The sequence below is a fragment of the Azospirillum agricola genome, assembly GCF_020005195.1.
Classification (GTDB): Bacteria; Pseudomonadota; Alphaproteobacteria; order Azospirillales; family Azospirillaceae; genus Azospirillum; species Azospirillum agricola.
Genome location: NZ_JAIFZR010000005.1, coordinates 1303092 through 1325750, shown reverse-complemented (window position 1 = coordinate 1325750; position 22659 = coordinate 1303092). Strand labels below are relative to the sequence as shown.

The 22659-nt window shown below is 70.2% G+C and carries 25 protein-coding genes; 6 read left to right on the top strand and 19 right to left on the bottom strand.

Annotated features, from left to right (window positions below):
• Window positions 1-28: 28 nt before the first annotated feature.
• From JN22_RS21305 to JN22_RS21290, 4 genes are all read right to left on the bottom strand, one after another.
• Window positions 29-748 carry a hypothetical protein gene (locus JN22_RS21305; RefSeq protein ID WP_085555832.1) on the bottom strand — a complete coding sequence of 240 codons (720 nt, stop codon included), beginning with the start codon at window positions 746-748 and terminating at the stop codon, window positions 29-31.
• A 190-nt stretch (window positions 749-938) separates the two neighbouring features.
• A complete protein-coding gene (gene meaB, locus JN22_RS21300; protein WP_223677832.1) occupies window positions 939-1964 on the bottom strand; it encodes a methylmalonyl Co-A mutase-associated GTPase MeaB in 1026 nt (341 codons plus the stop codon).
• 25 nt (window positions 1965-1989) lie between these two features.
• Complete coding sequence (locus JN22_RS35000; protein WP_085555831.1) at window positions 1990-2610, bottom strand: biliverdin-producing heme oxygenase; 621 nt, start codon at window positions 2608-2610, stop codon at window positions 1990-1992.
• 22 nt (window positions 2611-2632) lie between these two features.
• A complete protein-coding gene (locus JN22_RS21290) occupies window positions 2633-4537 on the bottom strand; it encodes an ABCB family ABC transporter ATP-binding protein/permease (RefSeq protein ID WP_085555830.1) in 1905 nt (634 codons plus the stop codon).
• A gap of 261 nt (window positions 4538-4798) precedes the next feature.
• On the opposite strand from JN22_RS21290, the gene JN22_RS21285 reads away from it, so the two are divergent.
• From JN22_RS21285 to JN22_RS21275, 3 genes are all read left to right on the top strand, one after another.
• A complete protein-coding gene (locus JN22_RS21285) occupies window positions 4799-7276 on the top strand; it encodes a methyl-accepting chemotaxis protein (protein WP_085555829.1) in 2478 nt (825 codons plus the stop codon).
• 103 nt (window positions 7277-7379) lie between these two features.
• Window positions 7380-7535 carry a hypothetical protein gene (locus tag JN22_RS21280; RefSeq protein ID WP_179166201.1) on the top strand — a complete coding sequence of 52 codons (156 nt, stop codon included), beginning with the start codon at window positions 7380-7382 and terminating at the stop codon, window positions 7533-7535.
• A gap of 25 nt (window positions 7536-7560) precedes the next feature.
• Entirely contained in the window at window positions 7561-8199 is a 639-nt protein-coding gene (locus JN22_RS21275) for a LysE family translocator (protein WP_085555828.1), read from the top strand.
• Between the two features lie 16 nt (window positions 8200-8215).
• On the opposite strand, the gene JN22_RS21270 is transcribed toward JN22_RS21275, so the two are convergent.
• The 3 genes from JN22_RS21270 to JN22_RS21265 form a co-directional block, all read right to left on the bottom strand.
• Window positions 8216-8794 (bottom strand): tyrosine phosphatase family protein, encoded by a 579-nt coding sequence (locus JN22_RS21270; protein WP_085555827.1) that lies wholly within the window; start codon window positions 8792-8794, stop codon window positions 8216-8218.
• A 146-nt stretch (window positions 8795-8940) separates the two neighbouring features.
• Window positions 8941-9069, bottom strand: coding sequence for a hypothetical protein (locus JN22_RS34995; protein ID WP_263300969.1), 129 nt, complete (start codon window positions 9067-9069; stop codon window positions 8941-8943).
• Window positions 9070-9160: 91 nt separating this feature from the next.
• Complete coding sequence (locus tag JN22_RS21265) at window positions 9161-9868, bottom strand: tRNA-uridine aminocarboxypropyltransferase (protein ID WP_085555826.1); 708 nt, start codon at window positions 9866-9868, stop codon at window positions 9161-9163.
• A 299-nt stretch (window positions 9869-10167) separates the two neighbouring features.
• On the opposite strand from JN22_RS21265, the gene JN22_RS21260 reads away from it, so the two are divergent.
• Window positions 10168-10335, top strand: a complete 168-nt coding sequence (locus JN22_RS21260; RefSeq protein WP_179166200.1) for a hypothetical protein — start codon at window positions 10168-10170, stop codon at window positions 10333-10335.
• A 180-nt stretch (window positions 10336-10515) separates the two neighbouring features.
• Here JN22_RS21260 and JN22_RS21255 read toward each other — a convergent pair whose 3' ends face one another.
• The 3 genes from JN22_RS21255 to JN22_RS34990 all read right to left on the bottom strand — a co-directional run bounded on the left by JN22_RS21255 (window position 10516) and on the right by JN22_RS34990 (window position 12841).
• A complete protein-coding gene (locus tag JN22_RS21255) occupies window positions 10516-11328 on the bottom strand; it encodes an ImuA family protein (protein WP_223677831.1) in 813 nt (270 codons plus the stop codon).
• 184 nt (window positions 11329-11512) lie between these two features.
• Window positions 11513-12592 (bottom strand): Tim44 domain-containing protein, encoded by a 1080-nt coding sequence (locus tag JN22_RS21250; protein WP_223677830.1) that lies wholly within the window; start codon window positions 12590-12592, stop codon window positions 11513-11515.
• A 120-nt stretch (window positions 12593-12712) separates the two neighbouring features.
• Entirely contained in the window at window positions 12713-12841 is a 129-nt protein-coding gene (locus JN22_RS34990; protein WP_263300968.1) for a hypothetical protein, read from the bottom strand.
• Window positions 12842-13463: 622 nt separating this feature from the next.
• On the opposite strand from JN22_RS34990, the gene JN22_RS21245 reads away from it, so the two are divergent.
• Together JN22_RS21245 and hemN are read left to right on the top strand one after the other, a co-directional pair.
• Window positions 13464-13913 carry a DUF4112 domain-containing protein gene (locus JN22_RS21245; RefSeq protein ID WP_085555824.1) on the top strand — a complete coding sequence of 150 codons (450 nt, stop codon included), beginning with the start codon at window positions 13464-13466 and terminating at the stop codon, window positions 13911-13913.
• A gap of 71 nt (window positions 13914-13984) precedes the next feature.
• The gene (hemN, locus tag JN22_RS21240; RefSeq protein WP_085555823.1) at window positions 13985-15394 is read left to right on the top strand and encodes an oxygen-independent coproporphyrinogen III oxidase; all 1410 of its coding nucleotides are present in this window, start codon (window positions 13985-13987) and stop codon (window positions 15392-15394) included.
• 66 nt (window positions 15395-15460) lie between these two features.
• On the opposite strand, the gene upp is transcribed toward hemN, so the two are convergent.
• The 9 genes from upp to JN22_RS21195 all read right to left on the bottom strand — a co-directional run bounded on the left by upp (window position 15461) and on the right by JN22_RS21195 (window position 22629).
• Window positions 15461-16111, bottom strand: coding sequence for a uracil phosphoribosyltransferase (gene upp / locus JN22_RS21235; protein WP_085555822.1), 651 nt, complete (start codon window positions 16109-16111; stop codon window positions 15461-15463).
• Between the two features lie 87 nt (window positions 16112-16198).
• Window positions 16199-17122, bottom strand: a complete 924-nt coding sequence (locus JN22_RS21230; RefSeq protein WP_085555821.1) for a diguanylate cyclase — start codon at window positions 17120-17122, stop codon at window positions 16199-16201.
• A gap of 72 nt (window positions 17123-17194) precedes the next feature.
• A complete protein-coding gene (locus tag JN22_RS21225; protein ID WP_085555820.1) occupies window positions 17195-17692 on the bottom strand; it encodes a DUF2165 family protein in 498 nt (165 codons plus the stop codon).
• Window positions 17689-18333, bottom strand: coding sequence for a phosphoribosylanthranilate isomerase (locus JN22_RS21220; protein WP_085555819.1), 645 nt, complete (start codon window positions 18331-18333; stop codon window positions 17689-17691). Before JN22_RS21220 ends, JN22_RS21225 begins: the two co-directional genes overlap by 4 nt.
• Window positions 18330-19058 (bottom strand): orotidine-5'-phosphate decarboxylase, encoded by a 729-nt coding sequence (gene pyrF / locus JN22_RS21215; RefSeq protein WP_085555818.1) that lies wholly within the window; start codon window positions 19056-19058, stop codon window positions 18330-18332. The genes JN22_RS21220 and pyrF overlap by 4 nt, the downstream gene beginning before the upstream one ends.
• A gap of 284 nt (window positions 19059-19342) precedes the next feature.
• Window positions 19343-20299 (bottom strand): ornithine cyclodeaminase family protein, encoded by a 957-nt coding sequence (locus JN22_RS21210; protein ID WP_085555817.1) that lies wholly within the window; start codon window positions 20297-20299, stop codon window positions 19343-19345.
• 71 nt (window positions 20300-20370) lie between these two features.
• Window positions 20371-20769 (bottom strand): lipopolysaccharide assembly protein LapA domain-containing protein, encoded by a 399-nt coding sequence (locus JN22_RS21205; protein WP_085555816.1) that lies wholly within the window; start codon window positions 20767-20769, stop codon window positions 20371-20373.
• A 55-nt stretch (window positions 20770-20824) separates the two neighbouring features.
• Window positions 20825-21151, bottom strand: coding sequence for an integration host factor subunit beta (gene ihfB, locus JN22_RS21200; RefSeq protein WP_282183177.1), 327 nt, complete (start codon window positions 21149-21151; stop codon window positions 20825-20827).
• A 230-nt stretch (window positions 21152-21381) separates the two neighbouring features.
• Window positions 21382-22629 carry a pentapeptide repeat-containing protein gene (locus JN22_RS21195; protein ID WP_223677828.1) on the bottom strand — a complete coding sequence of 416 codons (1248 nt, stop codon included), beginning with the start codon at window positions 22627-22629 and terminating at the stop codon, window positions 21382-21384.
• Between the last annotated feature and the right edge of the window lie 30 nt (window positions 22630-22659).

Here is a 22659-nt window from a genome sequence, read left to right as displayed (position 1 = left end):
GAAAGGAGACGGCGCGCCGGCTCGAGTCTCACTCGACGGTCGAGGCGGCCTTGATCGCGGACTTGGACGCCGCCGTCTTGGGACCGCGACGCAGCGGGGCCTTGGCCGCCGGCGCCACCACCGCCTCGGGCGGCTTCACCACGGCCGGTGCCGCCTCGGCGACGGGGGCCGGCGCCAGCTCCTCGACGACGGCCGCGATGACGGCGGCCTCCGGAGCGGCGGCTTCGGCCGCCGGCTTCGCCTCGACGACCGGGGCGGCTTCGGCCACCGGAGCCGGAACGGCTTCCGGAGTCGGCGCCACGACGGGAGCCGGGGCCTCGACCGGGGCGGGAGCCGGAGCCGGAGCCTCGACCTTCGCCTCGACCGGCGCGGGGGCCGCCACGGGAGCGGCCACGGGGGCCGGGACCGGCGCGGCGGCGGGCTTGGCCGGCAGCGGAACCGCCGACACCTCGGCGGCGATCTTGGTGGAGACATCCAGGAAGCCCTGGACGCCCTCGGTGACGCGGGCCTGGGTGGCGCTCAGCCACTCGCGCTGCAGGGCGGCGAGGTCGGCCGGCGAACGGACCTTGCCGAACTCGGCGGCCAGACGGCCGGCGTCGCTCACCGAGGCGGTGACGCCGTCGAACCAGCGGCGGTAGCCGTCCTGCACCAGCCCGGCGACGCGGGCGGACTTGGCGGCGCCGGTCTCGGCGTTGGACTTGGCGAGGCTGCCGGCTTGCGCGAAGAGGTCGAGGAAATTGACGGTCATGGCGTTTTGTCTCCCGTAGACGGACACAGGCTTGGCGGAAACGGAAAGGCCGCTCCGGCGAACCCCAGGAGACCGCGGGCAACCGTCGCCCAAGCGTCTTCGCAGACGCTCCTTTCCCGCCCATGACAGACTACCCATGCGAGTGCTGCAAGGCAACCGAATTGTTGCGGTGCAGCATAAGCGTTACGGTCTAGTCGGTTAGAGTCCCGTTCGCCGATTCGCCGAGAAAGCGCGCCAGCAGGGCACGCGCCGCCGTGGTCGGGATGGCGTCGCCGCCGGTCACGCCGGCCTCGATGCGGGCGAGGTCGGCGCGCACCGCCGGGTGGGCGCGGAAGCGGTCGATCAGCGTCTCGCGGATCTCGCTCCACAGCCAGGCGCGGGCCTGTTCGGCGCGGCGGCCGGCGCGCTGGCCGTTGGTCTCGGTGACCGCCTTGTGCTCGCCGATGGTGTTCCAGATCGAATCGATGCCGACCTTGTTGACCGCCGAGCAGCTCAGCACCGGCACCCGCCAGTCGCCGTGGCGCAGCAGGGTCAGGGCGTGGCGGTAGTCCGCGACCGTATGCCGCGCCGTGGCGGCAAGGTCGCCGTCGGCCTTGTTGACGACGACGAGGTCGGCCAGCTCGACGATGCCCTTCTTGATGCCCTGCAACTCGTCGCCGCCCGCCGGCAGCAGCAGCAGCATGAACAGGTCGACCATGTCGGCGACGGCGGTCTCCGACTGCCCGACCCCCACCGTCTCGACGATGATGACGTCGAAGCCGGCGGCCTCGCAGATCAGCATCGCCTCGCGGGTGCGGCGCGCCACCCCGCCCAGGGTGGAACCGGCCGGCGAGGGGCGGATGAAGGCATCGGGATCGCGCGACAGATCGACCATCCGCGTCTTGTCGCCGAGGATCGAGCCGCCGGTGCGCTGCGACGACGGATCGACCGCCAGCACCGCGACCTTGTGGCCCAGCCCGATGACGTGCAGCCCGAACGCCTCGATGAAGGTGGACTTCCCCACCCCCGGCACGCCGGAAATGCCGAGCCGCACCGAATGGCCGGTGTGCGGCAGCAGCTCCGCCAGCAGGGCGTCGGCGGTGTCCCGGTGGTCGGGGCGGGTCGATTCGATCAGCGTGATGGCGCGGGCCAGCGCGCGGCGGTCCCCGGCGCGCACCGCGGCGGCGAGCTGGGCCGCCGTGGGTTGGGTGAGGTTTGGCATGGTCGCGGCGGTCATCGTCGTCATCGTCGGGACCGTCACCCTACCCGCGCGCCGGCTTTGGAGAAAGCCCCGGAGAGGCGTCCGGGGAAAGCCCGTGCGCGGCAGCCGCCGTCCAGCGCTCCAGCGCGGCGAACAGGGCCGCCGCCGTGCCGCAGGCGACACGGAGCGCCGCCGGGTCCGCCAGCTCCTCCTCCAGCCGGACCAGCAGCGCCTTCCAGGCGCCCGCCATGTCCAGCCCGTCGGAGGCGAGGAAGCGCGCGCCACGCCCGGCATCGTACCCCAGCGCGCGGGTGATCCCCGGCAGCATCGCCCGCCCGCCATGGACCGAGCCGTCCAGCACATAGCGCGCGGCCAGCCGCGCCGGGGCGCCGTCGAGCGGCGGCAGGCCCGTCATCAGCGGCAGCGCGTCCGGGTCGGCGCCCAGCACCGCCAGATCGTCGCGCAGCCGTTCCAGCCGCGCCGCGCCGTCGCCACCGTTGCCATCGCCGTCGCCGAGCGCGCGCTCCACCGGGGCGTGGAAACCGTAGAGGGCGCCCAGCGCCGCGCGGTACTGCGCCGCCGTGATGTCCGGCCGCAGCAGCGGCTGGAGGATCGCCGCCCGGTCGAGCCGATCATGGATGTCCTTCGTCGATTCGCGCAACGCCTGCCGTGCCGGCCCCATGCGGAAAACTCCTCGGATATCGTCAGGTGGGGGCGAGGACGCCGGGGATCGGCGCCGGCCCCGGATCGGGCCCCTGGCCGAGCCCCTGGCCGGATTCCTGCTGGCGCGACCACAGCGCCGCGTAGGCGCCGCCGGCCGCCAGCAACTCCAGATGCCGCCCGCGCTCGATCACCCGCCCGGCCTCCAGCACCAGGATCTCGTCGGCGTCGATCACGGTGGACAGCCGGTGGGCGATCACCAGCGTGGTGCGGCCGCGGCTGACCTCGCGCAGGTTGGCCTGGATTTCCCGCTCGGTGTGGGTGTCGAGCGCGCTGGTCGCCTCGTCGAACAGCAGGATCGCCGGATCCTTCAGGATGGTGCGGGCGATGGCGACCCGCTGCTTCTCGCCGCCCGACAGCTTCAGCCCGCGCTCCCCCACCATGGTCTGGTAGCCGTCGGGCAGCGCCATGATGAAGTCGTGGATGTGGGCGAGCCGCGCCGCCCGCTCGACCTCCGCCGGGCTGGCGCCGGCGCGCCCGTAGGCGATGTTGTAGAAGACGGTGTCGTTGAACAGCACCGTGTCCTGCGGGACGATGCCGATGGAGGCGCGCAGCGACGCCTGCGTCACGTCGCGGATGTCCTGCCCATCGATCAGCACCCGCCCGGCGCTGATGTCGTAGAAGCGGAACAGCAGCCGGCTGATGGTGGATTTCCCCGCCCCCGACGGCCCGACGATGGCGACCGTCCTGCCGGCCGGCACGGTGAAGTCGACCCCCTTCAGGATCGGCCGGCGCGGGTCGTAGCCGAACTCCACCCCCTCGAAGCGCAGCTCCGCCCCGGCGACGGCCAGCGGCGCGGCGCCCGGCCGGTCGGCGACCTCGCGGTCGACCGCCAGCAGCTTGACCATCGATTCCAGATCGGTCAGCGACTGCTTGATCTCGCGGTAGACCACCCCGAAGAAGTTCAGCGGCTGGTAGAGCTGCAACAGATAGGTGTTCACCAGCACGAAATCGCCGAGTGACATGGTTCCCCGCACGATGCCGTTGGCGGCCATGCCCATCACGACCGCCAGCCCGAGCGAGATGATCGCCGACTGGCCGACGTTGAGCAGCGACAGGCTCTGCTGGCTGCGCACGGCCGCCTTTTCATAGGATTGCAGCGCGCCGTCGTAACGCCGGGCCTCATGCTCCTCGTTGCCGAAATACTTGACGGTCTCGTAGTTCAGCAGGCTGTCGATCGCCTTGGTGTTGGCGACGCTGTCGGTGTCGTTCATCACCCGGCGGAACTGGATGCGCCATTCCGACACGAAGAAGGTGTAGAGGATGTAGCCCGCCACCGTGACGAAGGTGGCCAGCGCGAACCAGCCGTCGAACAGCGCCCACAGCACGCCACAGACCAGCGCGATCTCGACCAGCGTCGGCACGATGGAGAACAGGGCGTAGCGCAGCAGCGCCTCGATGGCGCGGGTGCCGCGCTCCAGCGAGCGGGTCAGCCCGCCGGTCTGGCGCTCCAGATGGAAGCGCAGCGACAGCGCGTGGAGATGGCGGAACACCGACAGGGCGACCCGGCGGATGGTGCGCTGCGCCACCGTGGCGAAGACCGCGTCGCGCAGTTCGGCGAAGACCAGCGAGGTGACGCGGGCGAGGCCGTAGGCGATGATCAGCCCGAGCGGGATCGTCGCCGCGGCTCCGGACGCACCGCCCCCCAAGGCGCCCCCCGAGGCGATCGGCGTCAGCGCGTCGATGGCGTGCTTGTAGAAGATCGGCACATAGACGTTGGCGACCTTGGCCCCGACCAGCAGCAGCATGGCGACGACCACGCGCACCCGCGTTTCCAGCGAGTCGCGCGGCCAGACATAGGGAAGCAGCGAGCGGATCGCCGCGAGATCGCCGCCGGGCCGGGGCTGGAACGGGCCGTCGCCGGCGGAGGGGGGAAGGGATCGGCGCATGGCTGGGGACAATCGCGGCTTGGATGCGGAAGGGGAAACGCAGGCACGAGAAGGCGTAACCTAGGCGCCGCAGGGCGTCCGTCAAAGGGCGGGCCATCAAATCGTCTTCATTCTTGCCCTGAAAAAATCATCGCGGCGTCGCGCCGCACCGCCGGGATCCCGATTTTTCCGCGCGATTTGGCAACGGAATGGAAACCATATCGGCCTATTCTGCCCGCGCGTCGCAGCGCGACCCGAACCGCAGATCAAGGCTTTTCGACCATGCAGAACGCCAGTTTCGCCGGCCGCTTCAAAGTGGGCACCCGCATCCATTTCGGCTTCCTGCTGATCCTCGCCCTCCTCGGGCTGGTCGCGGTCTTCGGGGTCCGCGCGCTGACCGGGGTCGAGACCGGCTTCAACCGCTACGCCTCGATTTCCGACAGCTCCCTGAGCATCAGCGAGCTGGACGGCGACGTGTCGGACATGCGCCGCAACGTCGTGAACTACTCCTTCTCCGGCAACAACGCGCTGATCGAGACGGTCCGCACCCAGCAGGCCAAGCTGGCGCAGACCCTGCGCGCCGTCCGCGACATGATCCAGGATCCGGGCCGCCGCGCCAACCTCGACCGGATGCTCCAGCTCTTCGACAGCTACATGGCCAACTTCCTCAAGCTGACCGAGATGCGCGAACGCCGCGACCGGCTGTACGACCAGGATCTCCTGCCCATCGGCAACAAGGCGCGCGAGAACATCAGCCAGATCATCGCCGCCGGCATCGCCGACGGCGACCTCGAGTCGGCCGCGACCGCCGGCGTCGTGATGGAAAAGCTGATGGTCTCGCGCATCAGCGCCCTGCATTTCGTCTCCAACCCGTCGGACAAGGCGCTGGACGACGTCAAGACCCGCAACGCCGACTTCCGCAGCGCGATCGCCGCCTTCGCCGACCGCCAGACCAACCCGGCCCGCAAGCGGCTGGCGGAGGAAACGGCGCAGCTCGGCGTGCGCTACCTCGACACCGTCAACGGCCTGGCGGCCGTGGTCACCGAGTCGCAGTTCCTCGCCTTCACCACCATGGTCAACGAGGCGGAGCAGTTCGCCGAGCTGGTCAACCGCACCGTCGCCTCGCAGAACGAGGCGCGGCTCCAGGTCCAGAACACCATGAAGGCGGACACCGCCGACACGGTGACGCTGCTCACCGGGCTGGCGGTCGGCGCCTTCGTGATCGGCCTTCTGATCGCCTACTTCACCGCCCGCTCGATCGTGAAGCCGGTGGTCGGCATGACCCACACCATGACCGACCTCGCCGCCGGCAACCTGACCGTGATCGTCCCCGCCCTGGCCAACCAGGACGAGATCGGCGAGATGGCCAAGGCGGTCCAGGTCTTCAAGGACAACGCCGTCGAGAAGAAGCGGATGGACGAGGCGGAGCGCGAGCGGCTGGAGACCGAGCGCCGCGCCGCCGAGGCCCAGCGCGCCCGCGAGCACGCCATCGGCGAGGAGATCGCCAACCTGATCGACGCCGTGTCGAAGGGCGACCTGGAGCGCCGCATCGACCTGGCCGGCAAGGACGGCTTCTACAAGACCATGTCGGAGGGCATCAACCGCCTGACCGACACGGTGGAGAGCGTCATCGCCGACCTCGGCGAGGTGCTGAGCGCGCTGGCCCAGGGCGACCTGAACCGCCGCGTCACCCGCGACTACCAGGGCGCCTTCCAGCAGGTGAAGACCGACGTCAACGCCACCTCGGTCAAGCTGGCGGAGATCGTCGGCCAGATCACCCAGGCCGCCGACACCATCGCCTCGGCCGCGGCCGAGGTCTCGCTGGGGTCGAGCGACCTCGCCGACCGCACCGAGCAGCAGGCCTCCTCGCTGGAGGAGACCGCCGCCAGCATGGAGGAGCTGGGCGCCACCGTCCGCTCCAACGCCGACAACGCCCAGCGCGCCAACGTCATGGCGGCCGAGGCCCGCACCGCCGCCGAATCGGGCAACGGCGTCACCGGCTCGGCGATCGACGCGATGCGGCGGATCGAGGAGTCCAGCCGCAAGATCACCGACATCATCGGGGTGATCGACGAGATCGCCTTCCAGACCAACCTGCTGGCGCTGAACGCGGCGGTCGAGGCGGCGCGGGCCGGCGACGCCGGTCGCGGCTTCGCGGTGGTCGCCCAGGAGGTCCGCCAGCTCGCCCAGCGCTCCGCCCAGGCGTCCAAGGAGATCAAGGGCCTGATCCTCGACAGCGACGCCCAGGTGAAGGACGGCGTCGATCTGGTCCGCAAGGCCGGCAGCGCCCTGGAGGGCATCGTGTCGGGCGTCCATCAGGTCGCCTCGCTGATCGCCGAGATGGCTTCCGCCTCGGCCGAGCAGGCGACCGCGCTGGACGAGATCAACTCGACCGTCGCCAGCATGGACGAGATGACCCAGAAGAACGCCGCCCTGGTCGAGGAGACCACCGCCGCCGCCCAGGCGATGAGCGGTCAGGCCGGCGACCTGAAGGGGCTGATCGGCTTCTTCAAGCTGGAGCAGGGCGGCGAGTACCGCCCGGTCGCGGCCCAGGCCGCCCACGCGTCGGCCGCGTCGGCCAGCCAGTTCCGCCGCGCCGTCGCCCCGACCCGCCCGGCTCCGGCCAAGGCGGCGGCCAAGCCCGCCGCGAAGCCGGCCCTGCGCCCGGTGACGGCCTCCCGTCCGCCGGTCCAGACCGCCGCGCCGGCCAGCGTGCTGAAGCACAGCGTCAACGACGACGACGATTGGAAGGAATTCTGAGCGCCGCCCTCCCCGGAAGCGGCCATTAACGAAACGGTGGCGATTGGCGTGGTCCAATCGCCACCGTTTTCGTTTGAGCCTTCATCCTGCTTGGGGAGTCGCCATGATGACGCGTTGGGTCCTGCTTGTGTGCGTCTCCGCCCTGCTGGCCGGCTGCGGCGTGGTCAGCGGCGCCGCCAGCGTCGCCGGCACGGCGGTGAGCCTGGCAGGCACGGCGGTCGAGACCACCGCCGACGTCGTCACCGCCCCGATTCGCTGACCGCCCTTCCGGGAAGCCGCCGGCCATGCTCGCCTACGACGCCGCCCACTGGTCCGCCTTCCTGGCGGCGGCGGTGCTGCTCAACCTGTCTCCGGGGCCGGACATGGCATTCATCCTCGGGCACACCGTCAAGGGCGGGGTGCGGGCGGGAACGGCGGCGATGCTCGGCATCTGGACCGGCGCTTTCGGCCATGTCCTGCTGGCGGCGCTCGGGCTGTCGGCCGTCGTCGCCTCCTCCGCCCTCGCCTTCTCCGCGGTCAAATGGGCAGGGGTCGCCTATCTGCTGTGGATCGGCGCCCAGGCGCTGCGCTCGCGGGGCGGCGCCTTCCTGCCGGAAGACGGCGCGCCATCCAGCGGCGGGGCTTGGGCGGTGTACCGGCAAGGCGTGCTGATCGACCTGCTCAACCCGAAGGTCGCGGTTTTCTTTCTCGCCTTCCTGCCGCAGTTCGTGGCCGAAGGCGCCGGGCCGGTGTGGCTCCAGCTGCTGGTCCACGGGGTGTTGATCATCGCCGTGGCGGCGGTGGTCGAGCCTCCGCTGGTTCTTCTCGGCGACCGGCTGACCCGCCGCCTGCGCTCCAGCCGCCGGTTGGGCCTGTGGCTGGACCGTACGCTGGGCGCGCTGCTGGTCGGACTCGGGCTTCGTCTGGCGCTCACCGAGCGCTGAAGGCCCGGCCTCGCCCTCAATCGATGAGGTCCTCGACCTCGCGGATGCGGCCGTTGTCGATCATGAACTGGACCAGTTCCGGCCGCTGCTTGCCCAGCGTGTGGTGACGCTGGCGCGCCGCCGCGACCAGATCGCCGTTGCGGCCGAGAAGCTCGTCGGCGAATTCGATCATGCGCAGGTTGGGCCACGCCTTGGCCCGGATGGCCGCGACGGCGGCCATCGCCTCGGCGGCCGGGCGCCGGGGCCGGGCCTGGGCCAGGATCATGGTCAGGGCGGCGGTGGAGCGCGAAATCCCGGCGTGGCAATGCACCAGCAGATGCCGGCACTCCACCGGCTCGGCCAGCAGGTCGCGGCCGAAGGCGAGGATGCGCTCGACGTCGGCCTTCTGCGGGGCGATCTGGCCGCGCGTCGGCTCAATGACGTCGTGGAAGCGCAGCTCGAGCCGCTCATGCTCGCCGTAGTCGCCGAAGGCGGTCGGCTCGGGATGGTCGGGGTCGAGGATCGAGAGGACGTGGCTGACGCGCCCGCCGCCGAACTCGCACAGCTCCTCGATGCCGCAGACGGTCAGGCCGAAGGGGACGAAATCGCTGGCCATGATGCCCTCTTTCCAAGGATCGGCCCAAAGGCCGGTTCGGAGCGCGGACGCGCTCCGGCCGGCGCATTTGGCACGCCGCGCCCCGTCCCCGTCAACCATTCGTGAGCGAAATGTCAGCCCGGCTCACAATGACCGGCTCACGGCGGTCAGAGCACGTTGAACAGATACAGCAGGATGATGATCGGAATCGGCAGGCCGACGAGCCACAGCAGAATGCCCTTCATGACATGGTCCTCCGTTGCGTTGGCGACCGGCCGGCGGGTTGCGCCGGCCACTCTCACCCAAAACAACGGCGCCGGTGCCGGTTGGTTGCACGGCGTTTCCCGATCCGGGGGAGATCGGAAGGGGTAGCGCGCAGGATGCGCCTCAGCCCTCGTCGCGTTCCTCGTCCATCCCGTTCCCGTCCTCGGCCGTCCGGGGCGGCAGGACCGGGCGCGGGCGCGGCGCGCGGATCTTCTTCAGCAGCAGCGAGAAGGGCTTCAGCGCGCGGTCCAGGATGGCCGGCTCGCCCTCCAGCCGCGACAGCACGAAGGCGCCGGCCTCCAGGGTCGAGACGCTCTCGCGCCGGGGCTCCTTGCGCGCCTGCCCATAGAGCGAGCGGAAATTCGGGTGCAGCACGATGCGCCGGCATTTCAGCAGCCACGCGTTGCGCCACCACAGGGTCTTGGCCTGGCTCCAGGTGCCGTCCAGCACGATGATGCCCTCCAGGTCGCCCAGCACCAGCTCGCTGTCCTTCTGGGGGACGCCGTTCCGGTCGACCACCGCAATCTCGCTCCTGGCGGCGGGGTTGTCGGGCTTGACCGGGCCGAGATACAGAACGCCCCAACGCTTGTAATCGACCTCGCGGCCCAGGATGCGCTTCAGGTTCGGCCAGCTCAGCCCGACCTTCAGCGCCGAGTTGGCGAACTGAAGATGGGCGATCTGCGCGGTTCCCAGATTTTCGCGCTTCTCCTGCGGATGCTGGAGGATGAGCAGGAAGACGCCGTTCTCGACCGGCTCCACTGCCTCGCAAATGCACAGGTGACTGGGTTTCAGGCAGGTGGGGCAGGTCTCGGGGGCGGTGGCGCTGTGCATGGGAGGTACGCAATCCTTGAACGGAGATAACCGCGAATATGGGTTGGAACGGCGCGGAAGGGAACATATCTCGTCAGAGCCGGGTCGGGGAAGGATCCGGCCCTGATGGCCGCGGGGGTGCCCCCTCGTCCGCATAAACCTTTTGTAGAGGTTCATCGTGTGAGATGGACCGGAATGTGACGCATCTCACGGCTGGCCTGGAACTTGCGTGATAGGGTCCAGGCAATCAGGACGGAGAAAGCCAAGGATGGCCAAAGGGCCGTTCCCGACTTCCTCCGGTGCTCAGAAGGAGACCTGCCATGCTGCCCGCACATTTGGCCGACCGCTTGCTCAAGCAGCGCCGCGACGCGGAAAGCGCGGAATTCGCCCGCCAACTGCCGCTGCATGTGGACGATCCCCGCTGGATGACGGATCCGGACGAGGCGCCGGAAGGCAGCCGGGAACCCGACTGGATGTCCAACTACTGATCGCCGCCGGCTGAACGAAAGCCGACACGGACACCGGCAGAACCGCCGCCGGCACCGACTTTGTGACACAGCCGTTGTCGGCACGCCCGTTGTCCTGTTCCCGACAGCGGCCGGCAGGCCGGGGGCAACCGGCACCGCTCGTGACCGCCACCCTCCGTCATCGACGGGCAAGGGCGGGTTTCACGCCACCAGCGGATTCACCGCGCACTCCATGGCACGCTCCAGCGCCGGCGGGGTTGCGGATCTGGTTTCCTCCCCCGCACTCTCCACCCATCCTCCATCGGTCCATTCCAGGATCCAGGCCCCGGGACGCCCGCCCCGGCAGCGTTCCAGTTCGACACGCCAACGCGGCGCGCCGACACCCGGCTCATCGCCGGGACGGCTCAAGGCCGGCTCCAAACGCCAGCGCGTGACCGCCGCGCTCGCCGCCTCCCCCCGCCGCGCTTTCCGGCTCGACCCGTCCAGCAGGACGGCGGTGACCCCCGAGGATTCGGCGGCGAGTTGAAGCCGCCGGCTTTCGGTAAGATCCAGCCCACCGACCTCCCCCAGCACCGCCGACAGGGCGGAGCAGCGCAGCGCCTCCTCCATCGCCCACAGGGCGTCCTTGCGCTCCACCGCGCGCACGGCGATCAGCCGGTCCGGCGTCAGGCCGTAGGCCGCCAGCCCGGCCGCGTGCAGGTCGCGCCCACGCACGATCCACAGGGCCGGCGTCCGCGCCGTCGACAGACGCGCCAGCAGGGCCGCCGCGAAGGCGGTCCCCGTCCCGCTTCCCTCCCCTGCCAGCGCGTGCAGGCACCCCAGGGGCAGGCCGCCCTCCGGCAGCGCCGCGTCGATGGCCGCCACCCCGAAAGGCATCACCCGCGTACCATCCCCGCCGATCCCCTCGATGCGGCGGATGCGCAGGCGCAACGCCGCCAGCGTTGCCGCCCGCTCACCGCCTGGACGCTCACCGCTCAAGCAGGCGGAGGATGAGGGCAGCGCAGACCGAGGCATGACTTCACTCCGCTCAACAGGCATTTGTTCCTTATATGTTCCATCATGGCGCATCGCCAAGGGGAGAGTCGAGGCAGAGCGGTCCAAACGAAAACGCCCCGGCACAGGGCCGGGGCGCTCGCTGCTCAAACCCGTCGGGGATCAGGCCGGTCGGGGATCAAGCCGATCAGGATCGGCGGAACGGTCAGCGGGCCTGCTGGATCGCCGACAACTGCCACTGGCCGCCGCGCTGGCGGACGAAGGTCCACAGCTCGGTCGCCTCGACCGGGGTGCCGGGGTTGCCGTCCACGACACGGCCGCTGGCACGCTCCACCGTCGTGTCGATCAGCGAGAAGCGCATCGCGACGGTCGCGTATTCGGCGTTGCCCTCGCGCCACGCCTCCGACAGGTCGCCTTGCAGCAGGGTGACGTCGCTCACCTTGTTCACCACGCCGCGGCTGCTGTTCTCCGACAGGTCGCTGGTGAAGTAGGACAGCATCTCGGGCGTCGTCACGCCGCGCAGCGTGTCGATGTCCTCACGACCGTAAGCGGTCTGGACGGTGACGAGCAAGCGCTCGAACGACTGGTAGTCGGCCGGCTGGACGCCGATCTCATCGGGCTGCTGCCGGCGCTTGGCGCCGCCCATCAGGCCGCCCAGACCCGAACCGCCGCCCAGACCGCCGCCGGGACCACCCATCGGGTTGTGGCCGGCGTCGGCCGCCTCGCGGTTCAGCGGACCGCCGGCGTAAGCCGGGTTCGCCCCGCCGCCGAGCGGCGAGCTCATGCGGGCCGTGGCCGGCTGCTGCTGCGAGCGGTTGCGGAAGAAGCGCATCGCCAGACGGACCAGGAAGACGACCAGCAGGATCTGGAGGATGAAGCCCAGGATGCCCGCGAAGCTGCCCAGCCCCTCGAAGAAGCCGCCGCCGAACAGCATGGCGCCGATGCCGGCGCCGATCAGGCCGCCCATCAGGCCGGACATGAAGCCGCCGCCACGGAAGAAGCCGCCGGACTGCGCCGGGGCCGCGGCGGCCGGGCGCTGCATGCCGGGGGACGGAGCCGCCGACCGTTCCATCGGCGCGGCCGTGTTCGGCGCGGTGGAGGTCGCGGCGGGGGCCTCGGTGGTGCGGGCACCACGGCTGCCCGACGAACCGCTCTTGCCGGCACGGGCGTCGGCGGTGCCAGCGGAGAGGGCCATCATCAGGGCGACCGCCACGGCGGTCACGGTGCGGGTGGTGCTTTTCGCCGGCACGGTGGTAGGTCGGGTGTTCTCGTTCATGATCGCCATCAGCCGTCAGATCCTAGGGAGCCTCACCACATGGGGGTACGGGCTGCCCGGTTGTAGAGGGGGCCCAACCAGTTTTTTGAAAAAACACGGAACCGCCCGCAATCCGTCACGCCAACCGGCTCAGCGAAGACCGGACAGGCCGGCCGACCGGGACGCTCCCGCGTCGGTCCGGGTCCATTCGCTGCGCATCCGGTCCCACAGGGCGCCGTCCCGCTCCACCAGGGTCCAGGCCCGGCGGCGCGTCGCCATCTGCACGCGGCAATCCCGCGAACAATAGAGCGGAACCGGCCCCCGCGATGACGCACGTGCGAAGGGGCGCCCACAGCAGGCGCAGTAAAGCTTTGGCATTAGGGTCCTCCCCGGCAAGGCAACTGTTTGCCGCAGTTGCTCAGAACGCGTCCGTCCAACAATCGCCGCCGCGTTCTTCTTGGGTTTGACGGGCATTCTTGCCGGACTCCCTTGATCTTGCCAGACAACAAAAGACATACCCCTTGCCCGGCCCTTGCCCAGCCTGCCGTCGATCCGGACGAAAGTGTCACGAAAGCAACCGCTTGCCGCAAGCGACGCGTCAATTCGCCGCTGCGCGCGGCGCCTCGGCCTTTGAACGAGGGCCGGACGCCCCTACATCCTTCGGTGCCTGCCCATCGGCCGGAGAAACAGCCCCGCAAGGACAGGTCCGGACAGGCAGACCCGGATGGTCCAGCCCCGGACGGACAGCAGCGGCGCGCCGCCTCGCGCGGCCTTTTCGTGAAAACCGGACGCGGCGGCGGGGAACCCCCGGCCGCCCCGCGGGTTGTTCCTGTCGCGGGACCGTTCCCCCGACGGCAAGAACCGGCGGGACACGCGCCGCATCCATGGGGGGACACCGACAATGGACGACACCCGCACCCGCCGCCGCGCCTTCGCCGCCGACCCGCAGCCCGCCAGCGCGGACACTCCCCTCTCCATCGACTTCCAGCGGCTGGAGCGGCTGCGCCGGCTGTCGCGCCTGATGGACACGCGCTGGCGCATTCCCGGAACCCGCATCCCCATCGGGCTGGACGGCATCGCCAGCCTGCTGCCCGTCGCCGGCGACACGGCGACCGCCATCGTCTCGGCCTACATCATCCTGGAGGCGGCGCGCTTCGACCTGCCGAAGTCACTGCTGGCGCGGATGGCGCTGAACGTCGGGGTCGACTGGCTGTTCGGCTCCGTGCCGGTGGTGGGGACGATCTTCGACGTCGCCTTCAAGGCCAACCGGATGAACGTCGACCTGCTGCACGAGCATCTGGAGCAGCGGCTGGCCAGACAGGCGGCGGGCAGACAGGCGGCTGGGTGGTGACAAGAAGCGGCCCTCCCGGAGCTTGACGTGGATCAAGGCACGGCGGAGGCCCCTGCGGCACTCTGTCGCCCATGGACGCACCGACCCTCTCCCCCGCCTCCACCGCCCCGTCGTCTTACACGGGGACCGTCGATCCCGCGCTGCTCGCCAAGTATGACGGGCTGCGGGTCCCCCGCTACACCAGCTACCCGACGGCGCCGCACTTCACCCCCGCGGTGAACGCGTCGGTCTATGGCGGCTGGCTGGAGGCGATGGACCTCACCCGCTCCGGCTCGCTCTACCTTCACGTCCCCTTCTGCCACCAGATGTGCTGGTACTGCGGCTGCCACACCAAGATCGTCGCGCGCTACGCGCCGATCTCCGAGTATCTCGGCCATCTGCGCCGCGAGATCGCCATGGTCGCCGACCGCATCCCCGGCCGGCTGACGGTGCGCCACATCCATTTCGGCGGCGGCACCCCGACCATGATGGCGCCCGACGATTTCGAGGCGCTGATCGCCCTGCTGCGCGAGCGCTTCGACGTCGCCGCCGACGCCGAGCTCGCCATCGAGATCGACCCGCGCACCCTGACGGCGGAGATGGCGGCGGCGCTCGGCCGCTCCGGCGTCAACCGCGCCTCGCTCGGCGTGCAGGATTTCGACCCGACCGTCCAGGCCGCGATCAACCGCATCCAGCCGCGCGAGACCACGGAGCGCACGCTGGCCTGGCTGCGCGAGGCCGGCATCGCCAACGTCAACCTCGACCTGATGTACGGCCTGCCCCACCAGTCGGTGGAGAGCGTCGCCCGCTCCGCCAAAATCGCGCTGGAGATGGCGCCCGACCGGCTGTCGGTCTTCGGCTACGCCCATGTGCCGTGGATGAAGACCCACCAGAAGAAGATCGACGAGTCCGTCCTGGCCGGCACGCTCGGCCGCTGGGAGCAGTTCGCCGCCATCGCCGACACGCTGGCCGAGGCCGGCTACCGCGCCATCGGGCTCGACCATTTCGCCCGCCCCGGCGACGAGCTGGCGGTCCAGCAGGAGGAGGGGCGGCTCGGCCGCAACTTCCAGGGCTACACCACCGACGACGCCGACGCGCTGATCGGCTTCGGCGCCTCGTCCATCGGGGCGCTGCCGCAGGGCTACATCCAGAACGCCGTGCCCTTCGACCAGTACGCCACCGCCATCGACGAGGGCCGCCTGCCGACCGCCAAGGGCATCGCCCTGACCGACGACGACCGGCTGCGTCGCGACCTGATCATGCGGCTGATGTGCGACCTGTCGGTCGACGCCGGCGCGGTCGCCGAGGCGCACGGGCTGGATGCGGAGGTCTTCGACGCCGACCTCGCGGCGATGGACGATCTGGTGGCCGACGGGGTCGCCGCGATCGAGGGACGGCGGGTGTCGGTTCCCGAGGCTGCCCGCCCGCTGATGCGGATCGTCGCCGCCCGCTTCGACACCCACCTCGCCAGCGGCGCCGGGCGCCACAGCCGCGCGGTGTAAGCGCTCAAAAAGGCGGACGAAGGAACGGGCGGCGCGCCGGGGATGCCCGGCGCGCCGCCTTTTTGCTTACTTGGTGCCGAACATCCGGTCGCCGGCGTCGCCCAGGCCCGGCACGATGTAGGCGTTCTCGTCCAGATGGCTGTCGAGGGCGGCGGTGAAGACCTTCACGTCCGGATGCGCCTCGTGGAAGCGGCGGACGCCCTCCGGTGCCGCGACCAGCGCCATGAAGCGGATGTTCTCGTCCTCCACCCCGTGCCGGTTCAGAACGTCGCAGGCGTGGGCGGCCGAGTTGCCGGTCGCCAGCATCGGGTCGACCACGATGAACAGGCGGCCATCGGCCGGCGGCAGCTTCACCAGATACTCGTGCGGCTGCTTGGTGTCGTGGTCGCGGTAGAGACCGATGTGCCCCTCGCGGGCCGACGGCACCAGCTCCAGCAACCCGGCCGACATGCCGAGCCCGGCGCGCAGCACCGGCACCACCGCCAGCTTCTTGCCCAGGATCACCGGCGCGTCCATCGGCTGCAACGGCGTGTCGATCCGCTCGGTGGTCAGCGGGATGTCGCGGGTCAGCTCATAGCCCATCAGCAGCGAAATCTCGCGCAGCAGGGTGCGGAAGCCGCCGGTCGAGCGCTTCTTGTCCCGCATGTGGGTCAGCTTGTGCTGGATCAGCGGGTGATCGAGGATGAACAGGTTGGGGTATTCGGGCTGGGTGCGCATGAAATCCGGCTTCCGGCTGGCGGGAGGTTGGACCCGATCCTAACCGCCCACCGCCCTGGAATCCAAGATGAGGAATCCGAGGCGCGCTTACGCCCGCGGCCGCGCCGGCTTCGGCGGAGCGGGATTCGCGGCGGCAGGCGGGCGGTCGACGCCGTGGCGGATCACCCGGTTGCGCCCGGCGTTCTTCGCCTGGTAGAGCGCGCGGTCGGCGCAGACGATCAGCTCGTCCACCGACAGGTCCGGCTGCGCCTCGACCAGCCCGAAGGAGGCGGTGACCGGGATCACCCGTCCGTCCGGCAGCAGAACCGGCGATTCCATCAGGTCGATCCGCAGCCGCTCGATGACGGCGAAGCCCTCCGCCATCTCGGTTTCCTTCAGGCAGACCAGGAACTCCTCGCCGCCCATGCGGAAGGCCTCGTCGAAGCTGCGCACGCCCCGGCTGATGACGGCGGCGGTGGCGGCCAGCACGCGGTCGCCGATGTCGTGGCCGTAGGTGTCGTTGACGCCCTTGAACTTGTCGATGTCGGCCAGCGCGAGGCAGAAGCTCTGCCCGGTGCGGCGGTAGCGGCCATGCTCGCGCTCCAGCGCCTCCAGCATGCCGCGCCGGGTGCGCAGGCCGGTCAGCGGGTCGAGCCCGGAGGCGGCGGCCCCGAAGGCGCGCTCCATCCGGCGCAGATGCAGGACGAACTCCTCGAAGCGGCCGACCACCGCCTCGTACTCCGCCTCGGTCGGGGTGTCGCCGTTGCCGGCCTTCAGCAGCACCAGCCGGGCCTGCCGGTGCATCTGCTCGTGCAGGGTGGCCAGCTTCTGCACCGCCGGCTGGTGGACCAGATCGTCGCGGCTGGCCGCCGCGCACCAGGCGGCGAAGGAGGCCGGGGCCGACGCCCGGTCGCCGCCCTGGCCGTCGCGGTAGAAGGCGGCGCGGTGCCACTGGCCGATCCAGCGCAGATGCTCGTCGAGGATGACGCCCAGCATCTCGGTCGCGGGCGGGGAAGAGGTCGTTTCGCTCATGGACGCCATCCTAGCCGACGCGGCGGGTCAAGACCATGCAACCAAGATAAGCCAAACAATTCGCCTCAAATCCTACATCGTCTCGCGTTCCGGCTGGATCAGGACCAGCAGGACGATGCCGATGAAGGTAAAGAAGATGTGGGCGCTGCGCTGTCCGTTCCAGGTGGCGGACTGCCACATGGCGAACCATTCGCCGCCGATCGTCACGAAACCGACCGTGTAGAGCAGGAAGCCCGCCGTCAGACCGAGGATGGCGAGCCCCTTGGCGCGATCCTGGGCGAGGCCGGTGTCGCGCAGCGCCCGTCCCAGCCGCCACACCCCGCCCCAGCACAGCGCCGCCGTCAGCATCTGCCAGCCGATGATCAGCGCGTAGGCGGCGTGGTGCAGGTCCGGCGACTCGATGGCGCGGCCCATCAGGGCCGGGCTCCTGAAGGTCGTGTCCATGGTCAGGACATGCTGGACGAAGGCGAAGTTCGCTCCGTAATCGGCGATGTTGCCCCACGCCACCAGCGTGAAGAACAGCGCCACCGCGGCGACCAGCGACAGGCGGGCCAGCCGCAGCGGCGTCACAGCGCGGCGGCCGCGCTCAGGAAGGCGCGGACCAGCGCCGGATCCTTGTGGCCCGGCCGGTCCTCGACCCCGGAGGAGACGTCGAGTTCGGTGGCGCCGGTGACGCGCACCGCCTCCGCCACATTCTCCGGCGTCAGCCCGCCCGACAGCATCCAGGGCTTGGGCCACGACCGCCCGGCCAGCAGCGTCCAGTCGAAGGCGATGCCGTTGCCGCCGGGCAGCGCCGACACCTTGGCCGGCGGCTTGGCGTCGAACAGCAGGCGGTCGGCGACCTCGGCGATGTCCAGCGCGGCCGTCAGATCCTCCGGCCCGCCGACCTTGACCGCCTTCATCACCGGGATTTGGTAACGGGCCTTCACCTCGGCGATGCGGCGGGGAGTCTCCTTGCCGTGAAGCTGGATCAGGTCGAGCGGCACCTGGGAGACGACATGCTCCAGGAACTCGTCGTCGGGATCGACGAACAACCCGACCGAGCGCACGCCGGTCGGCACCAGCCGCGCCAGTTCCGCCGCCAGCGACGGCGCCACCGCGCGCGGGCTCGGCGGGTAGAAGACGAAACCGACGTAGCGCGCCCCGCCGGTGACGGCGGCGCGCAGGCTTTCCGGCTCGCTGAGCCCGCAAATCTTGGTGAGGACGGTCATGCGGCTCCCTCGATCCCAGCCCCTTCAATTTCGGACACGATGCGGCGGGCGGCGGCGGCAGGGTCGGCGTCGCCGGTGATCGGGCGGCCGATGACCAGATGGTCGGCGCCGGCGGCGACCGCCTCGGCCGGGGTCATGAAGCGCTTCTGGTCGTTGCTGGCGGCCCAGACCGGGCGGATGCCCGGCACCATCAGGATGAAGTCCGGCCCGCAGGCCGCGCGCAGCAACGCCACCTCGGCGGGCGAGCAGACGACGCCGTCGATGCCCGACTCCTTGGCCAGCAGGGCCAGCCGCTTCACCTGATCGGTGACCGGGGTCGCCTGCCCCACCGTCTCCAGGTCGCCCTCGTCGAGGCTGGTCAGCACGGTGACGGCGAGGATTTTCGGGCGCTGCGCCCCGCCGGTCGCCGCCGCCTCGGCCGCCGCGCGCATCATGGCGCCGCCGCCCGACGTGTGGATGGTCATGAAGGCCGGCTTCAGCGGCAGCGCCGAGCGGATGCCCGACGCCACCGTGTTGGGGATGTCGTGCAGCTTGAGGTCGAGGAACAGGGGCGGCCCGTCCTCCCCGATCACGGCGCGGACCCCGGCGGGCCCCTGGGCGATGAAGAATTCGAGCCCCAGCTTGATGCCGCCGACAGAGCCGTTCACCTGCGCGGCGATCCGGCGGGCGCTGTCGATCTCGGTGGTGTCCACGGCGCAGAAGATGCGCGAGGCGGGCGACGTCATGGGGCTGCGGTCTCCAAACCCTGAAATATCACGGTCCGGCACCCTAGCAAGGGGAGGATCGTTTCACCAGAGCGCTGACCCGGTTTTCGCTTTCCCATCAGCGGCGGCTGGTGACCAAGATTTTTTTGACACAGATGAACACAGATAGACACAGATGAAAATGATGAATCCAAAGATTACAACAGCGCCTTCCCGTTGCTTGCACTTGATCGGCAAGAACAACCCATCTTAGTTCATCTGTGTCTATCTGTGTTCATCTGTGTCAAAAATTAAAATCATCGCGACTACCGGATCGAGTCGTTGTGCAGCACCATTTCCACCGCCAGCTGCGCGGCGCAGAGATCTTCCAGCGCGGTGCCGACCGACTTGAACAGCGTGATCTGGTCGTAATAGCGCCGCCCCGCCCGTTCGCCGCGCGTCAGGTCGTAGAGGTCGCCGGCGATGTCGTCCTCGCTGAGGATGCCCGCCCGCATCGGCTGCACGATGTCGCCGGCCTCCTTGCAGGCGCCCTCGCGGGTGTCGACGAAGACGCGGGAGCGGCGGATGCACTCGTCGTCGGCCTCGCGCATCTCCGGCGTGAAGCCGCCGATCAGGTCGAGATGCTGGCCGGGTTGCAGCCATTCGCCCTTGATGATCGGGTCCTTGGCCAGCGTCGCGCAGGTGATGATGTGGGCGCCGCCGACCGCGCCCTGCAGATCGTCGGTCGCCTCGATCTTGAACTTCGGCCGGTGGAAGCGGGAGACGATTTTCTTCGCCTTCTCCAGGCTGCGCCCCCAGACCAGCACCTGCTTGATCGGCCGCACCGCGACATAGGCCTCGATCAGCTCCGGGGCGAGCGCCCCGGTGCCGACGACCAGCAGGCGCGAGGCGTCGGGCTGGGCGAGGTAGGAGGCCGCCAGCGCCGAGGCCGCCGCCGTGCGCCGCTTGGTCAGGGCCGAGCCGTCGAGCAGCGCCTGCGGGATGCCGGTCTTGCCGTCCATCAGCAGATAGACGCCCTGCACCGCCGGCAGGTCCTGCGCGCCGTTGTCGGGGAAGACGGTGACGATCTTGACGCCGATCGACTGGTTGACCTGCCACGCCGGCATCAGCAGCAAGGTGGCGTCGTGCTGACCGTAGGTCTCGACCGTGTGATGGTGGCGCATCGGCACCTCCACCCCGGCCCGGAAGGTCTGCCGCATGCGCTCGATCAGCATGCGGTGGTGGAGAACGGACCTCAACTCGGCACCGGTGATGGTGCGCATGGGCGCCTCCCGACGGTGGGCACCGCCGCCCGCGTCTGGGCGGCGGTGGGAGACCGGTCAATGCACGGCGGTCAATGAACGGTGGGCGCGCTCCCCGTGGCGGCGGCCGGAACCGGCAGTCCGGCACCGCCGCCAACGGCGGGGCCGGAAACCGGACGCGACAGCTCGGCCAGACGCTTCTCGGCGGCGGCGGCGCGGGCCTGCGCCTCCTTCACCTCGCGCTCCAGGAACAGGACGCGGTTGCCCTCGCGCCGCGCGCGGCGACGGTGGCGGCGCTGGGCGTTCCACACGACGAAGCCGCCGGCCAGGAAGCCGGCCAGCAGCGCCAGCAGGGCCGCCAGATAGAGGGGGGCCTCCAGCGTGAAGGGCAACGGCCACAGCGCCCAGGTCACGACGTCGCGGTTGGACACCGCGAAGAGAACCGCGACCAGGGCGATGGGCAGGGTGACGATCCAGGACAGGTAACGCAAAGCGACGATTCCTCAACAAGGGCGGGCGGAGCGGCGGCCATGGGGAGGCTGGCGCTCAGTCCGTGTTCAACCGTTCCCGGAGTTGCTTGCCGGTCTTGAAGAAAGGGATGCATTTCTCGCCCACGTCAACCGATTCCCCGGTGCGGGGGTTGCGGCCGGTGCGCGCGTCGCGCCGCTTGATCGAGAAGGCGCCGAATCCCCGCAGCTCCACCCGGTCGCCGCGGGCAAGCGCCTCGGTGATCTCGTCGAAGATGGTGCCGACGATCTTCTCGATGTCGCGCTGGTAGAGGTGCGGATTCCGTTCCGCCAGCCGTTGGATCAATTCCGACTTGGTCATGGCCGTCGACGTTTCCCCTTGCTTGCGGACGCGTTGATTGCCGATGCGCCGCTTGCGGTCAAGCGTGCCACCACGCCCCCGAACCGTCAAGCTAAGCCGTTATGGTAAAACATTTATTCCACGACGCGGCAAGGGTCGGGACGGAAGGCCCCCGCCGCGTCACGCCCGCGACGCGGGCCAGTGTCCGCAATTTCCGCCATGAATATCAACGGATTCTTGAAAGCAATCGCTGGATTGCCGCAAAGGAAAACCGAAAAGGACCGTCGGGCGCGGCTCTACGCGGCGCCCAGCCGGGTCCCCTCCAGAATGGCGTCGTCCAGCACCGCGGTGGAGCGGTCGCAGCCGGTCAGGTCGGCCATGGTCAGGTCGCTGCCCGCCATGTTCGTGCGCAGCAGCGACGCCCCGGCCAGCCGCGCCCGCACCAGCGAGGCGCGCATCATCTTGGCTCCGGCGCTGATCAGCAGCATCCCCAGGTTGGCGCCGTCGAGCTGGCAGTCGATCAGGATCGCCCGGTCGAGCTTGACGCCGCGCAGGTCGGCGCTGCGCAGGTCGGCGCTGCGCAGGTCGGCCCCGTCGAACTGCGCCGCCTGGAGCTGGGCGCCGCCGAGGCGGGCGTTGCGCAGCCGGGCGTTGGAGCCCTTGGCCAGCGTCAGGACCTTCCCCGACAGATCGGCCCCCTCCAGGTTCAGCCCGGTCAGGTCGAGCTGGCTGCCTTGCTTGCCGCCGGTGCCGAGCCAGAGCATGTGCTGCTTCAGCATGATGGCGAGCTGTTCGGCGGGCAGCGCCGGCATCTCGACGGCGGCCGGTTCCTCCTCCTCCGGTGCCGGCGGTGGCGGCGGGGGCGGCGGCTGGACGGCGGCGCGGGCGGCGTCCGCGTCGGTGCGGATGGCCTGCTCCAGGGCCTCCGCCTCGACCTGCGCGCCCTCCAGCTTGGCGCCGCGCAGGTCCGACCCGTTCAGGTCGGCCCCGCGCAGGTCGGCGCCGGAGAAGTTGGCGCCGCGCAGGTCGGTGCGGTCGAGCCGGGCGCCCGACAGCCTGGTGTTGGTGAAGTCGGCCGATTTCGCGAAGCTGCCCGACAGCTTGGCCCGCGCCATGTCGGCGTTGGTCAGCCGGGCCGACGCCATGTCGGCCGGGCCGGGCTCGAAGCCGACGACCTTCAGCTCGCCGTCGCTGCTGCGATTGACCATGCTGCCGTCGCGCAGGTCGACCTCGACCATGGCGGCGCCGTCCAGCGTGGCGCCGCGCACGTTGGCGCCGCGCAGGTCGGTGCGGAACAGCCGCGCCCCCGACAGGTCGGCCCCGCGCAGGTCGGCGCCGTAGAGGTCGGCATGGTCGAGGATGGTGCCCATCAGGTTGGCGTCGCGCAGGATGGCGCCCGACAGGTGCGCGCCGGTCAGGTCACGCCCCGCCAGGCTGAGGCCGGACAGGTCGAAGAAGGGCAGGTTGGCGCGGGCGCCGTTCGGCCGCCCCTCGGTGAAGCGGACGTGCCGCTCGCACACGCGGTCGAGCTGTTCCTGATTCAAGCGGACACGGGATTTGCCGTCTTGCGCCAT